Genomic DNA, 14,485 nt, shown 5'->3' with positions numbered 1-14,485 from the left:
CAATCGGCTATATCCCGCCTGCGGAGGCTGAGGCAAACTTCCACCAGCAACAAGCAGGTCAGGCCATGGCGGCCTGACTTAAACGAAACGGCCTCCACAAAAGCCGGGGCGGTTCACAATGGTGATCGCCATGCATCGCGAGCCCGCAACGCTCATCAGTGCGCGGCCGTTTTGTCGAGATCTGCGTCGGACATCACCACCATGTGATTCTTCGTGCTGCTGAGCGCTTGCCATTGGCAGCGTCCACGGCACAGATATGCAGTGCGATGAGCGCGGTGCTGACGAAACTGACGGCCATCAGGGTGGACAAGGACCGAATCGACTTGTCTCCCTGCCCCCATTGACCACGCCTGCGAACGAGCCAGCCTCGGCCCACGCTGTCTCCCGTGCAATTGCCCGGATCACCTTTTCGGACCCGCTCAGCTTGGCCATATGCCCCCTTGCTGATGGCGTGATGGCCTCAAAGGGGACTTATCACGAACAACCCGAAACGTCACTTACTGCCGAATGCCAAGGGTTTCTGCTGGTCGACGTGAGTAATGCCCTTATAAGATGTCTCTCTGGTTATTGGCATTTTCAAAATCCCAGAGGTAACACTGGACCCTGACCCGTGAACACCTACTTTGACTTCTCAAACTCAAGTAGAGGAACGTTATGGCTGATGAAATAGACGATGATCGTCCTGTTTACCGGGCAGCCTGCCATTGCGGGGCGGTACAGTTCTCATTGCGCTTGACCGATGGCACGCGTACAGCACGTAGATGTAACTGCTCCCTCTGCCGTATGCGTGGTGCCGTGGCGGTATCAGCTAACCTGGGCGACATCACTATTACCCAAGGGGAAGAGGCGCTCACTCTTTATCAGTTCAACACACGCGAAGCGAAGCACTACTTCTGCTCTAAGTGTGGCATCTACACCTTCCACCGGCGCCGTTCTGCGCCCGATCAGTACGGCGTTAATGTGGCCTGTATTGAGGGAATGAGCCCATTTGATTTCCCAGAGGTGCCTGTCAATGAGGGTCGGACTCATCCTAAAGACCGTGTAGGCAGGGGCTCCGGGGTTGCAGGATGGGTGCGATACGAAAGCAATGCAGAGTGACTGCACAGCTTGCTTGGAGACAGCACTGCGAGGCTGTGGCTCTCGCTGCAAAGAGCACGTCTATTATGCGCCTCCCGCTGGTTCAGCGGCATAAGCCATGAAGCCTAGAGGAAGCAAGCTCGAGGTTGAGACTGAGAAGCTTCTGGCTGTCCGCGAGCGTCCGCTTTCAACCAAAAGCTGCCGCTGGGTAGAAAAACCATCACCCACAAAAAAGCCCCATTTTCAGGGGCTTTGATGAGAAATATGGCGGAAGCGTAGAGATTCGAACTCTAGGATAGTTGCCCATCGACGGTTTTCAAGACCGTTAGATAAAACTCCATACGATGCGGCTTACGCGCAGAAATCGATTCCAAAACATAGGCGAAACGGCACGGCTACAGGCCGCATACTGCAAGGGTCGCCGTTTCAGTTTTGGAACCGATTTTCACCCCCTCCTACGGCGTTCTGCCGACCCTAATCCCCACTCAATGAAGCGTTTCAGAAGGCCCGCCCAGGGCACGCAACTGGTAGTCAGTCACGGCCTGGAAAAGCGACTCGGCCAGCAAGCGTAGGCGCTCGATCTCCTCCGGCGCCGCGCCAGCATCTTCGGCCTGGTGATACTGCCGCAGAGCATCGACCGCCTGCTGTATCAACGGCTCGCCGGCGAGGATCATTCCTTCTAGGGTGCGCTTCACCGCCTGGCTCCTGTCACTTGGTCAACGCATTATAGGCCGCCTCGCAGGCCAGGCCGGCTATTCGAGCTCTGTCATACGCCTTCGCCAGCTCTCCCGCTCGTTCATCAGCCCGTGCGAGCAGGTCGGAGAGCACCATGGCGGCGCGGGTGGCTGCTTGGCCTCGGGCGATAGCGCCGGTATCCGTGGCGGGGCAACCGACGGTGGCGGCAATCTTGGCTGCGTCATCGCGCATCCGCTGGCCAGCAGCATCGGCGCCAGCACCACCAGCATCAGCCACCTGGCTTTCCTGTCTTGCATGGGCTCTCCCCTCCTCCTGCGCCTCGGCGCGTCGTTGTTCTTCTTCCCGGGCGCTACGTTCGCCAAGCACCTCGGCCAGGCGATCACCGCTGTCGCGCTGTGCCGATGCAGTCGCGGCCTCGGCACGCTCCACTGCCCGCCCATGCTGGTACACCCCCCAGTAGGAGGCGACCACCAGCAGCAGGACGCCAACACGCAGCAACCAGGCGCTCATGCCACCTCCAGGAACAGCTCGCGCTCGGCGGCGCGTCGGCGGACCAGGCCCGGAAGAACCTTGCCACCAGCCTTGTTCCAGCGTGGGAACTGCTCTGCAGCACCAGCGTAGTCGCCAGCATTGAGGAGTCGGCGCAGCGTCGACGATTCAAGGTTCGCCGCACCCAGGTTGTAGGTGAAGCTCACCAGAGCATCCCACTGGCTCTGGCTGAGAGGCACGCTCACCAGGCGCTGCACCTCTAGCTCGAAGCGCTGCACGTCGTCCAACAGCATGCGCTCGGCCTGCTCCTTGCTGATCGACATACCAGGCCTAACCCCTCGGGTGGTCCCGTAACCGATGGTCCAGACACCGACAGAGTCTTGGTAGGCCTGCAGGCGCAAGCCTTCGAACGACTTGATGAGGCTCAAGCCGCGTTGCGATGTACGCATGGGTTTTCTCCAGGCGAAAAAAAACCGCCAGGCGGCGGTCGGTGGGTTCGGGGCGGATCAGGCCGGCAGCGCGGGCCAGTCGATCTCTACGGGGTAGCCTGGCTGGTCAGGCAGGCGGTTCAGGGCGACTCGGTAACGCTTCCAGGCTTTCAGCGAGTCGGCCTCGACCTCAGTGGCTTCATCGAGGTCGGCGGCATCCTGGAGCGGGGCGATGGCTTCGTCAGCGGCCTTGCGCAGCCTGGCGATCTCCGCCTGCACATCCGCCAGCAGACTGGCTGCCGCCTGCGCGGCCTTCATTTCTGCCGTGACCATCTTCGACCAATCAATATTGCTCATCTGCGTTCGCCTCGCCGTCTTGCTGTAGATCGTCGTTCATCGGGTCTTCCATCGAACCATCGTCAACGGGGGCCTCGGGCCCCAGCCCCTGCCCGGGGATCACAGGCACCGGAATCTCAGGGGCTGGAATGGGAGCAGCGTCATGGACCGGCAACCCCAGGGGGCCGTCGTCCTGCACCGTGAGCGGTTCGGGGAACCTGGTCTCCTGCGGCGCGTTGGCCCCATGCGGAAGGACCAGGGTCAGGTGCAGTTCACCATCGATGCGTTCCACCGGGCCCGCGAACCAGGTTGAGTCGATTGCCTCCCGAGGGAGGGTTGCCCCGTCCGGCAGCGGGCTGAAGTCGAACTCCTGGCCGTTCAGGTAAAGCACATCGCCCTCACGGTCGACGACGAGCTCTTCATCCAGGCGAACTGGGGAAAGATTGATGCGCATTAGAACCACCTCCCGATTGCAACAATATCCAAAAGCACACCGCTCGCGTCGGCCGCCACAAACTGAGCCAGCGAGAGCGCAGAGCAGGAAGCGCTGGTTAGGTTGCGGCTATAGGCTGCAACTGCGGTGACGGCTTTTTGCGTTGGTAACGTAGAGGAAACCAAGTTCACCGAAACCACAGGGATAACGGCGAATCCGACGGGGTACGTCCAGTTGTAGTTGAGATTGGAGGAGTTGGCGAAGCCCACTGCTCGCCCATAGGTAACGCAAATCTGTGTCCCGTCCGCATAACGGACATATTCCCCGTTGGTATTGCTACCACGCTCAATGATCGCACCAGTCGGTACGCCGCCAGATTGCGATACCGTGCCAACGATGTCGGCCAAGGCGGCAGACTTAAGGCCCAGAGCAGCACGGGCGACTTGAGGTGAAGCGGCCGCCCGGAGTGCAAGCCCGGTAGCACCGAACAGGTCTTCAGTCGTCGACTCTTTCCACGGCCCCCAGGTACTAGAGTTTCTTGTTCGCGTGAACACGCGATTGTACAGACTGGCGTCAGTGCCCTGTAACGTGATAACCATCTGGGTCGTGTAACCAGACGAGTACCCGCCGACAATCAAAGTTCCGGATGCCACAATAGGGGAGTTGACTGCGGTATTGTTGAATCTGTAAATGCCTCCGTAAGTTGCTGTGTTTAGGTCGCTGACAACACTTGCCGATTCCGTCGCAAGGCCGTTTCCGGCAAGCTTAGAATCAATCATGCTTTCGTTGGCGCGCTCTTCCCACGGGCCCCAGACTGAACCCCACATTGCTCGAGCCCACGACCTACGGTAGTTAGCCTGCACGGATGTCAATGGGTAGGCAATCTGTTTGTGGCCGGATACTGCCGAGCCGCCCGGTATGTGCTGGATAACATAGTTTACAGCGATAGGGAGACCTGACGCCGTGGCGTCATCTGACGAGATCGCCATAAAGCCGGCGATCCTGTTAGCCTCTACTGTTGCCATCGGTACAACGGTTGCCGATGTCACCCCAAGCCCCATGCCGGCCAGGACAGATGCCAGCGTACTAGTCACGTACGCTTCCGAGGACACGATAACCCAGTCACCCCACGTCGGATTCGCGGGGGTCGTCGAAGCCCCGGTGCAATGGCGGAACGCTGTCCTGTTGGTACCGGGGTTGTGAAGAACCTGGGTGGCCTGGAACTGCGAAGAGTCGCTCTGCCGGATCTGCAGTTCGATAGTGTTCGAAGTGTTCCAGCCGGCGGGCATGCCGGTATTCCCTCCCAGCGTCCGGTAGACGCCCGCGCCGACGTTGGAGCAATCGTTGATCGACGTGTTGGGCCAGTTGGGCTGCTGCGATACCCCTAGGCCGAATGCAGCAACTACCGAGGTAATCACCGCGTTCGCGGCTTCGACGTCCAACACTTCTTTCCAGTCGGACCAGGTACCGCCGAACTGCTGCCGATGGAACATCCGGTGCTTGTTCGCGGCAACGGAGGTCAGGGGGAATGCAATCTGCCCCGACGCATTGCCGTTGGACGAACCCGAGATATGGATGATCGACCAAGCGATCGATGGAATCTGAGGCGGGCCGTTGACGCCACCAGAGGCCGCAGTCGACAGCAGGTAGAATCCGCTGGCCGTCGGCGAGTTTGCGTCAGCAATCGTGACACCAACACCGCCCGTGCCGCCGATTCGCTCGTACAGTTCGGTGAAGTTCGCGTTCGTCTTCTGGAATGCCGTCCGCGCGTCATCGCCATCGATGCCACTAGGCGGCGTGCCTAGTGCGATCAATTGTTGTGCCATGTAAAGACCTGTACTTAGTTGAATGGGAAAGGCAGGTTATTTGTTCTGATAACTAGCGCTTGAGGTAGCTTATCCGTTGGGATATCAAAATAAGATTGGTAGGCGGATACCGCTCCCCAGTACATCGTTGTTCTGGCGGCATCGCAAGACAGCCAATAAATCCCACCACTGCCGCCGTAGCACCCGTCCATATGAGCTTGTTGATTACTTCTTGCCGGGAATGAACCCGAGGGGGAAAAGTTATCAAATGGCCACTGCCCGAACGAACGAGAGAAGGATGTGCTGACTGCAAACTCACCAGACGCAATTGGTACAAACAACGTACACGTCATGTATGCAGGGTAGTTTGTGTTAGAGGCAAACCTTTTCGCGGCAAGCGTTCCTCCTGCGAACACTCGATCATAGTACCCTAACGGATTCTTAGCCGGCGGTAATGGGCAGGTGTACGAATAATCAACGTCCAAAGGCACTTGTAGAGAATTGAACGTCAGCGTTCCATCTTCACCGTAGCACTTTAGCCCTGCCCCGGATAGGGTGCCCCGCATTGTGTCAAAGTAGTAATACTTCGTATCAGTAGAGGCAGCGATGTAGTAAAACGTCGTCGTATTCCCGGATCTAGAAGAACCACACGAAATACCAGGCCCATTAATAAACACAATAGGAGCAATAGCGCCAGTCACGGAGAATCCGTGAATTAAATCCATACCTCCAGGAGTCGAGCTCTCATCGTAACTACTTCCCTCATTAGGAGGGAGGTTGGCAGACTTGTAGCTGAGTCTTGGCCAAGTAGTAACAAGAGACATGTAGCCACTCTTTAGCAACCCGTAGGTGATCTTCTCAGTATCAAACAGCAGGCTACCGTTTTCCTTGAAGATCTTCATTCCTGCAGACATCAGTGGTACCCATAGTGAATACGGCAGTTGAGGGAGTAGAAGCCCCAGCCCGAGGCGTAGGAGTATTGCCAGGAGAGCGTTGCACTCGACGCCCCTATCGTCAGCGTCACCCCTGGACGTTTTCCGAGGTACTTGTTCTGCGCCGACAGCTCGGTGATGGCATAGAACAGTTGTTTGCCCGCCGGAGGGAGCGGAATCGAGCGCGAGCCGTTGGCCGCTCCCGTGTCGACATACCCCATCATCTGGCTGACCGAACTGGTCATGTCGAGCAGCATTTGACCGCTCGAGTCATAGACCTTCAGGCCTGCACTCATACATTCACTCCCAGATCGACCGCCAGATTGCCGTTGGCATGGAAGATACGCATGCGCTGGTTGTTCAGGGTCATACGCCCCTGCCCTGCCACCGTGCCATTCACTTCGAAGGTGTTATTTACGAAGTTGATCCGAATGCCCTGCTGGCCCGCCACATAGTTCGCGCTCCTGAGTTCGCCGGTGACGATCAAGTTGATGATGTCGGCCTGCTTGATGATCGCGCTGTTCAGGAACGCCTGCCCGTTCTCCAGCGCGAACACCGACTTGGCCACGCCGTTGATCTGGTTCAGTACCGCGAACCGGTCAGCCAGGAACAGCACCTGCGACTGCATGCCGCTCGGCGTGTTCTCGATGCCAATCCCCATGCCGGCGCTGTAGTAGCGCCCCTGCGAGTCGACGCCCAGCTTGATGCTGTACATCGCGTTGAGCTTGCCATCGGTCGTTGCCTGGGTTTGGGCAATCGTCTGGATGGAGGCCTCGTTGTCGCCCGTACGGCTGCTCAGCTGGGTGATGGACGTTGACAGGGCTTCATCAGCCGTGGCTCGGGTGGTGGCCTCGGTAATGATCGAGGCTTCGTTGTCGTCGATCCTGGAGTTGGCGTTGGTGATCTGAGTCGTCAGCGCCTCATCTGCCGTCGCCCGCGCAGTGATCTCTGTCACCAGGTCAGCGCTCACACCGTCCAGGTCCGCGCTCAAATGCGTGATCTGGGAGGCAAGCGCCTCGTCCGCGGTGGCTCGCGTGATCATTTCGGTGGACAGGTCAGCGCTGACGCCATCGAGGTTGGCACTGAGGGACGTGATCCGGAGCGCCAGAGCCTCGTCTTCGGAGGCGCGAGCGTAGGCCTCCTCCTGGATCTTCGCATCGATTGCGGGGCCCAGTTCGGTGGCGATGGTGTCGATCCTTTGACTGATCGCCAAGTCAGCCGAGGCGAAGGCGCTGTACGTCGTCCAGGCTGTAGCCTTGACGCCAGAGTCGCCGGCCTTCCAGTCGGTACCACCAGCCATCCTGGGGAACACCTGCGCCTCGACGCCGATGATCCTGGTGGCCATCGCGGCCAGCTCGCCGTTGATCTCCTCGACGCTGGTTTCGACGCCATCGATTCGAACTGCCAAGGCCGAAACCATCTCGCCAAGAGAGGCGTAATCGCCCATGTACTCCCAGTACGTGGCATTGGTCACCGGGGTGCCCGCCGGAACGTCCTGCCTGGCCCTGTACAGCTTGCCGTCCAGCTTGACCAGGGAGCCCGCCAGATAGGCTTGATTCGCGTCCCAGTCGGGAGTGCCCGCGATATCGGCAATCTGCGACTGTAGCGAGTCGATCTGGCTCTGGAGCGCCGTGTCACCCTCGGTGATCCGGACATTGACCGAGCCTGGGCCGCTGCCAGAGATCTTCTCGATTTCGGACAGCAGTTCTTGGCCGAGCTCAGTTTCGGTGATCTTGCCGGTGATGTAGTCGAGGATCTCGCTGGCATCGGCATTCGACTGCCCAAACACCCAGTCGGTCCAGGGACCAATGTTGCCGCTTCGGTCTACCAGGCGCGCCCGGAAATACCTCACCACCGCTGCGGCCATGCCGCTGTGCAGGTAGGTCGAGGTCGGGTACGCCTGCAGGCCAAGGGCAACCGGGTTCTGGCCGGTAGGCTCGGAGGCCATCTCGATCTCGGTGTACTCGGTATCACCCGCGCCTGCCGGGAACCCCCAGGTCAGGCGAATACCGAAAATCTCCGGGGAGGTGTTCAGGAAAGCAGGCGCCGGCGGCTGCCCTTCCTTCCCTTTCAGCTCCGTCAGCATGGAGTTGCGCCAGATCGACGTGATGTCGAAGGCGCTCACAGCCCGTACCCGAGCCAGGTAAGCCCCGGCGTAGATGCCCACCACGTCAACCGAGGTGGTGCCGACGCGCTGCAGGCGGATCCAGTTGCCGTCGTCCTTGCGCCACTCCACGTCGTAGGCCACGGCACCTTCCACCGCAGGCCAGGCGATGGTCATGGTGCTGACCGCGATGCCCTGGGAGATTGCGTATTCCGACGTCAGCGTGACGCTCGCCGGCGGCGCCACGGTGGTGACCGGGATCACGCTGATCGGCCGGCTTTCCAGTTTGGCGCCGGTGTCGATCGCAGCGAACTTGCTGGGGTTGAACTCGAGGGCCGTGATCTCGTACTGCCCTTCCTGGGTGCGCGAAGTCTTCAACACGCGGAACAGCTGGATAGCCAGGTCCTCGTAGTCGATCGCCCACTGCAGCTGCGGCTCAGGCTGGACGCTGTAGGCGGTGGTCACGGTCACCGCACGGCCGTTCACCGATTGGACCGTGCGCGCCTGGGCAGTGCCGTTCGGCAGGTTCAGGATCAAGCGGTCGCCCGCCTTGATCGGCGTGTCACGGTCCAGGGTCACCACCCGGCCGGCGGCCGCCGAGATCCGGCCACCGTTGGGCCTGCCGGCCACCAGCTCATCAGCCACGGGGATGACGTACCCCGGGAGCGGAATGCGTCCCTCCATGCCTGTCCGGAAGGTGACGGTGCGGTCCTGGTCATTGCTCAGCAGCGCCCACTTGCCGCGGCGCTGGGCCTCGGAGGCGCGGGTGCAGCCGATGGCCGAGATCTCGATCGGTCGGTCCCGGTACCGGCGCTGCAGCGCCAGGTCGGTCACCGGGATAACGTCGGTGTCGTAGTTGTTGGCCGGGTTGTCGTAGCTGACCAGGGCCCGGCTGTAGTGGGTGTTGCGCTCGGCACCGCCATACACGAAGTCGCCGTCGATGACGTTCGAGCGCGTGAAGACGTAGTCGATGTCCTGGGCGCGCGGCATGTCGGCCTGCATGAACAGCGAGCCATGCGCCCAATAGACCATGCCCCGGTAGATGGCCGAGAGATCCCGCAGCAGCATCCAGGCCTCGGCCCTGCCCTGCAGGTTCATGTCGCACAGGTAACGCGGCTCCTGGCCGCCCAGGCCATCCGGCACCAGCTGGTCGCAGTACTGGGCGATGCGGTACATCTCCCACTTGTCGACCATCCACGACTTGATGCGCTTGCCCAGGCCGAAGCGATCCTCGACGCACAGGCCATAGGTCACGAACGCCGGGTTGTTGGTCCAGGCCTGCTTGAAGGTGCCGTCCCACACGCCGGTGTAAGTCCGGGTGATCGGGTCGTAGTTGCTCGGCACCGGCCAGCGGCGCGCCTTGCACCGCACCGTGACCTCGGGGATGTTCTGGAACTGCTGGGCGTCGAACTCGATGTACAGCAACGCGGTGTTCGGGTAGCGCAGCTTCTCGTCGATGATCTCTGTGTAGCCCGCAATAGTCATCGTGTCGGCGACCGTGCCGCTGTTCTGGTTCGGCGTGATCCGGCGCACGCGGAACATCCAGCCCGAGGTGGCGGTCGGCAGGTCCACGCTGACAGAGCGCTGGTAGCCGTTGGTGGTCTTGCCGTCCACGGCGCCGCGGTGCGCCTCGGCATAGGCCCCACCATCGGTGGCGATGTCGACGGCATACTCGATGCGGTAGCCGTTGGTGTTGCCACTGCTGTCCTGGCTGGCCAGGCGCGGCCAGGTGAAACGAAGGCGCAGGCGCGAAAGCTGGATGTTGCTCAGGGCACGGGTGAACGGCGTATCACTGCGCAGCTCGACGTTGACCGTGGTCTCGTTCTCGATCGCCGGGATACCCTTGATGTACTGCTGATCGATGCTGCCTGGGCGCCACTCCCACTTCACGCCGGGGAAGTTCAGGTTGCCGCTGGCATCCATGATCGGTGTGTTGTCGAGGTAGATATCCCGGTCGGTCGGGGTACCATCGAACTCCCCTTCGCCCACGGCCAGGAGAATGCTGGCGATGTTGGTGGACTGCAGGGTGTCCGGCGACTCCACCGGCGTCTTTGGCTTGCTGCTGCCGCCTTTCGCGCCAGCAATGCCGAGCTGCTGTGCTGCGCCCATGCTTTCCTCCGGGCATGAAAAAACCCGCACTAGACGGGCTGGAATGTTGTACAGCGTGGATGAATTGCCAGTAGCAGTTGACCCGCCGGGGTAGTAGCGTCGTGCCGTCACTCAATCAAGGAGAGATTCATGACCATCCGAAGCTTGGCAAAAAACCTTCCCCCAGATCCTGACAATGCTGGCTGGGTGCTTGGCTGGGGGGTGATTAACAAAACCACCTGGCACTTTGTCGACATCTACCCGAGCAAAGAGGCAGCAGAGGCAGAGGCCGAAGCTCGCGGCGACAACTACACCATCGACTATGGATCACACCGGCTCGGCACCGATGATTTCATAGGCGGCCTTACGCCTCCGAAGTGATCGCCTCGAAGGTAATGCGCCCTGGCCCAGAAACCAGTTGTGCAGTGAGTCCTGGCTTGCCGACATAGCTGCGGCGATGCCCGGCAGCGCCGGGGCTCATTCTTCCCGCGAATCTCAATCGGTCGATTTCCACGTCTGCATCCAGGATCGCAACGAACGTCTCGCCACCGCAATGCACTCCATCGCACACAGTGAACAGGTCGTGAATGGTTAGCATGTAACGCTGCTGCATGCTCCTCTCCTGCGGCAGAGCCGCCCGTGGTTGGCTGTTACGCCTCTCAGAACTGAGAATCCCTGGCGAGTACCTGCAGCTTGAGGAACGGTACTCGCCAATCCTAACGCGCTCAGGTTTCATGCTTTGTCCTCCGCGCGGATCGACGCAGAGATAACCGCCCCGCCCCATCGGCGCTCACCGATGCAGATCGGGACCGGGTTGCCGCTGGCCGTGGTGTTCTTGGCGCTACCGAAGGCGTACGACGGTAGGTTCTCAGGGGCGCCGCTTTGTGAGAGCCCCTTAGCCTGCGGGCTGAGCATTTGGATTACGCCGCCGGCTACGTTTGCTACGCCAGCAGCATACATAGCGCTAATCGCAGGGCCGGAGAGGGCTCCAAATGGATTGAAATACGCCACCGCAATCAGAACTGCCCCCAGGACCGTTTGCAGCATCCCTCCACGCTTGCTCCCGGCTACGATCGGCACGAACAAAAGCTCGCTGGCGCCTCCCCTGCCAAGATCCTTTTCGCCAATGTTCTTGCCGTTCTTGAAGATCGCGAAACGCAGCCCCCTGCCCTCGGCCTCAACTAGGTCCCGAGCAAAACCAGGATGATTTACATCCATTGCCTTAGCCGCTTCCATTGCATCTCCACGATCCAGCAGGAGACTGTGGTGCTTGCCGTACTTCTTCCCAAGAAAGCCGCCAAGACGGATTTGGGTCCTCGGAGTGAAGTGAGCTGCTGTAACCGTCATGTACCCTCCAGGCATAAAAAAACCTCCCGCAGGAGGTTTGATTAAAAACTTTGTTATCCCGCGCAGGACCTCACGACACTGAGGACCTTTTCGCTTGGCGCCTGCCAAGTTCGGTGGAACCTATAAGTGATTTTCGAGGCATCAACTGCCAAGGGGGCGATATCAGCTATGTGCCACGGGGTCTCCGGATTTGGAGCTATAACACTGTAGCTGTTCCCCGACTTCTGAAGCACGCCACCAACACTCCCACCAATGATTGAGGTCGACTGCCATCCATCACGGATACATTCGGCCACCTGTTCGGCTGACTTGGTCGATTTAAGGGAGAGCACTGGGGGATTGGCTCTAATGTCAGCCACATTCGCGCACCCACCCAACACCAACAGCCCTAGAGCGCAGATCAAAACTCGCATAAGTCCCCTCCTTTTAGAGGGGACAGTAGCAATGATTTGCCACCTCTGGCTATCAGTGCCGCCTCTCTGTCACAAGGTCGCCAGTAGACGCTGCGTGAAACACCTTGCGCCAATGGGCAACGAGCGCCTCATCTGGCGGCAAGCAACACCATCCCAGGAATTGCTTTACCAGCGGATGGTGACCGCCAGCAGTTTGGATGAGTACCTCGGGATCAATGTCGTGATGAGAGCAGAATTCAAGCCACACAACTTTCGCGGCATTCATCTGAGCCATGATCGGCGGCGGGTTATCGGAAGCTTGGACGGCCAGAGCGATGCCGCGCATTTCCATCTCGAAACGGGCCGCTACATTCATCAGCATTCGCGTTTTGTCCAAATACTCCAGGTTTTGAATTTCGACCTTGCTCCGCGGACAGGTATCGACCAGTTTTTTTACTGTTTCAAAATCTTGACTCGCGGCAGCTTCAATTGTCAGCTTCACGCGCTCTGCGGTTCCGATTTTGCTGTAATCCATACAATATTTCCTTGGTTAATTAAGCGGCACCAAGCCTGCACAGACAAGGCCCTGGATCAAACGGAGGTTACCGCGACAGGCCGTGCGCCACGACCTCCGGCATTTCGGCCTGCAGCTTCTCGGCCAGACGTTTCAGCGGCTTTGCCACCGACTCCTTCCAGAGGATCTGCTGCACCGGTTTTCCGTCGCTGTGCTTTTTGCCGGTGTCGGTGATGACCGCATACTCCTTGCCGTCCGGCGTGACCTCCCAGCGTTTCTTGCCGGGCTTGTACGTCACGTGGTGTTGCAGCCCGCACTGGGCCAGCAGCTTGTTCATGCTGTTCGCAGTCATGCCAAACTTCGCACCAAGCTCGCTGGGAAGGTAGTTCATCTCCTGAGCTTCGTTGACCAGCCGCTTAACGCCGGCCATTTCCATCAGGTCGATTCCGATGGCCGAGCGGACCATACTGTTAGCACTCAGTATCGCTTGGTTCCCTTCCAAGCCTAGGCTCTCGGCGATGCGCTTGGCCGCGTCGAAGTTGTCAGCCGCTACGGGCAGGCGGCGCTCCTGAGGGATGACTGCATCGTTCGCCGCTGCAGAATCGAACGTGCGGATCACATGCAGGCTGAATACAGGGCTGACCCACATGGCGTAGGCGTAGACCAGTTCCTTGCAGGCGTAGGTCCCTGCTGCCCTCCCTCCTTTGACGATCCTCAAAGCCGGAATTCCGGCTTTGCCAATCTCTTCGACCAAATCTTGAGCCTGCTGATTTTCCACCCAGCGCGAAGGCCGGTGACGATCTTCTCCCCCGGCCGCCTTATGGAAGTCATTGAGGCTGAACCGGCCATCCTGATCCTGGTGAATCTCGATGCCTGCGATCGTCAGCGCACTCATGCTGCGGCCCTCCCTTTCGGCGCATCCACCGCGTAACGCTGAGGCTCTTCCATCACCCGGCCCATTCCAATCACAAACGAACTGATCTCGCGCAGCTTGTTGCGGTAAGTGCGAAGCTCCCACCATGCGCCTCGGATATCGAATCCAGCCTTCTCCAGGTCCCACAGCAGGCTTTCGAGAGGCGTGCTGTTATCGCGGCTGTCTCGTAGATCTTCGAGTTTCACGTCGAGCCACGCCTGCTTGTCGTTGCGAATGGTCAGCATGCCTTCGCGCAGTGCAGCAAGCGCTTCAATCGGGTAGTGAATATTCAGCGGCAACTGGAGCTGAGGCGGCTCCTTAGCGATGAACTCACCCTCCAACACGTTGTAGGCGGCGATGAAGTTGCAGGCTGCCTCGAACTGCCCGGCCGGGATCAGCTCAGTGCGCGGCACGTTGAAGCGGGTATGCAAGCGGTTGTGCATGGTCAGCGCGAAGCTCTTTTGCCGATCAGCAGGAACCGCCTTGCCCTTGTCCCTGATCAGGCCCTTGATGACGCTCAGCTCGCTCATGCCGATCAGCTCATCCATGAGGGTTGGCATCTTCGCCTGATGGTCTTCGTAGCGGCCATGTTTGCGAATGGCCGGCAGAACCTCAGAGGTGACCCACTTTTTGAAGCGCTTGGCCTCGGCCTTGCGACTGCGAAGGATGGCCGAGTATAGGCCTGACTCGTTAATCACCAGCATTTCCTGCGCACCGCCAGGGGTCGGCACAATCTGCCTACCCTTCTCGTCGTCGTCCAGGTTCCGCGTCATATCCTTGGCTTCCGCATACAGCAAGGCGGACGAGACATCAGCAGCGACAAACCACGGCTGGTCATTGATCAGCAGCGTGCGGACCTGCTGCTTGCCGAAATTGAACGGGATTACGTTTGTGCTATTATCGCCCATGACGTTGTTTTCCTGATCGATGA

16 protein-coding genes are annotated in these 14,485 nt (G+C 59.6%); 2 read left to right on the top strand and 14 right to left on the bottom strand.

Features of this window, described 5'->3' with window-relative positions; all coding sequences use genetic code 11:
• Positions 1-654: 654 nt before the first annotated feature.
• Entirely contained in the window at positions 655-1,098 is a 444-nt protein-coding gene (locus tag NJF35_RS11925; RefSeq protein ID WP_253091110.1) for a GFA family protein, read from the top strand.
• A gap of 464 nt (positions 1,099-1,562) precedes the next feature.
• Here NJF35_RS11925 and NJF35_RS11920 read toward each other — a convergent pair whose 3' ends face one another.
• The 9 genes from NJF35_RS11920 to NJF35_RS11880 are packed head-to-tail and all read right to left on the bottom strand — an operon-like array spanning position 1,563 to position 10,409.
• Positions 1,563-1,751, bottom strand: a complete 189-nt coding sequence (locus NJF35_RS11920) for a hypothetical protein (protein WP_253091113.1) — start codon at positions 1,749-1,751, stop codon at positions 1,563-1,565.
• 34 nt (positions 1,752-1,785) lie between these two features.
• Positions 1,786-2,283 (bottom strand): DUF2514 domain-containing protein, encoded by a 498-nt coding sequence (locus NJF35_RS11915; protein WP_253091109.1) that lies wholly within the window; start codon positions 2,281-2,283, stop codon positions 1,786-1,788.
• Positions 2,280-2,711 carry a lysozyme gene (locus tag NJF35_RS11910; RefSeq protein WP_253091108.1) on the bottom strand — a complete coding sequence of 144 codons (432 nt, stop codon included), beginning with the start codon at positions 2,709-2,711 and terminating at the stop codon, positions 2,280-2,282. The genes NJF35_RS11915 and NJF35_RS11910 overlap by 4 nt, the downstream gene beginning before the upstream one ends.
• Positions 2,712-2,768: 57 nt before the next feature.
• A complete protein-coding gene (locus tag NJF35_RS11905; RefSeq protein WP_253091107.1) occupies positions 2,769-3,047 on the bottom strand; it encodes a tail fiber assembly protein in 279 nt (92 codons plus the stop codon).
• Positions 3,034-3,480, bottom strand: a complete 447-nt coding sequence (locus NJF35_RS24725) for a hypothetical protein (protein WP_317235053.1) — start codon at positions 3,478-3,480, stop codon at positions 3,034-3,036. The genes NJF35_RS11905 and NJF35_RS24725 overlap by 14 nt, the downstream gene beginning before the upstream one ends.
• Complete coding sequence (locus NJF35_RS11895) at positions 3,480-5,285, bottom strand: pyocin knob domain-containing protein (protein ID WP_253091106.1); 1,806 nt, start codon at positions 5,283-5,285, stop codon at positions 3,480-3,482. The genes NJF35_RS24725 and NJF35_RS11895 overlap by 1 nt, the downstream gene beginning before the upstream one ends.
• 14 nt (positions 5,286-5,299) lie before the next feature.
• Positions 5,300-6,166, bottom strand: a complete 867-nt coding sequence (locus tag NJF35_RS11890; RefSeq protein WP_253080799.1) for a hypothetical protein — start codon at positions 6,164-6,166, stop codon at positions 5,300-5,302.
• A gap of 11 nt (positions 6,167-6,177) precedes the next feature.
• Entirely contained in the window at positions 6,178-6,492 is a 315-nt protein-coding gene (locus NJF35_RS11885) for a hypothetical protein (RefSeq protein WP_253080800.1), read from the bottom strand.
• Positions 6,489-10,409, bottom strand: coding sequence for a phage tail protein (locus NJF35_RS11880; protein WP_253091105.1), 3,921 nt, complete (start codon positions 10,407-10,409; stop codon positions 6,489-6,491). The genes NJF35_RS11885 and NJF35_RS11880 overlap by 4 nt, the downstream gene beginning before the upstream one ends.
• Positions 10,410-10,538: 129 nt before the next feature.
• Here NJF35_RS11880 and NJF35_RS11875 point away from each other — a divergent pair, with 129 nt between their 5' ends.
• Positions 10,539-10,769, top strand: a complete 231-nt coding sequence (locus tag NJF35_RS11875) for a hypothetical protein (protein WP_253080802.1) — start codon at positions 10,539-10,541, stop codon at positions 10,767-10,769.
• On the opposite strand, the gene NJF35_RS11870 is transcribed toward NJF35_RS11875, so the two are convergent.
• The 5 genes from NJF35_RS11870 to NJF35_RS11850 form a co-directional block, all read right to left on the bottom strand.
• Positions 10,753-11,001, bottom strand: a complete 249-nt coding sequence (locus tag NJF35_RS11870) for a hypothetical protein (RefSeq protein ID WP_253080803.1) — start codon at positions 10,999-11,001, stop codon at positions 10,753-10,755. The two genes, NJF35_RS11875 and NJF35_RS11870, sit on opposite strands and share 17 nt — an antisense overlap.
• Before the next feature lie 119 nt (positions 11,002-11,120).
• Positions 11,121-11,735 carry a tail assembly protein gene (locus NJF35_RS11865; protein ID WP_253091104.1) on the bottom strand — a complete coding sequence of 205 codons (615 nt, stop codon included), beginning with the start codon at positions 11,733-11,735 and terminating at the stop codon, positions 11,121-11,123.
• Between the two features lie 465 nt (positions 11,736-12,200).
• Positions 12,201-12,662 (bottom strand): hypothetical protein, encoded by a 462-nt coding sequence (locus NJF35_RS11860; RefSeq protein WP_253091103.1) that lies wholly within the window; start codon positions 12,660-12,662, stop codon positions 12,201-12,203.
• A gap of 67 nt (positions 12,663-12,729) precedes the next feature.
• Entirely contained in the window at positions 12,730-13,536 is an 807-nt protein-coding gene (locus NJF35_RS11855; protein ID WP_253091102.1) for a KilA-N domain-containing protein, read from the bottom strand.
• Complete coding sequence (locus NJF35_RS11850; protein WP_253091101.1) at positions 13,533-14,462, bottom strand: Bro-N domain-containing protein; 930 nt, start codon at positions 14,460-14,462, stop codon at positions 13,533-13,535. Before NJF35_RS11850 ends, NJF35_RS11855 begins: the two co-directional genes overlap by 4 nt.
• Positions 14,463-14,485: the final 23 nt, after the last annotated feature.

Origin of the sequence: Pseudomonas guariconensis (assembly GCF_024127895.1) — a bacterium.
GTDB classification, from domain to species: domain Bacteria; phylum Pseudomonadota; class Gammaproteobacteria; order Pseudomonadales; family Pseudomonadaceae; genus Aquipseudomonas; species Aquipseudomonas guariconensis_B.
The sequence above is the reverse complement of the archived record's forward strand: the minus strand, read 5'-3'. Positions and strand labels throughout refer to the sequence as shown.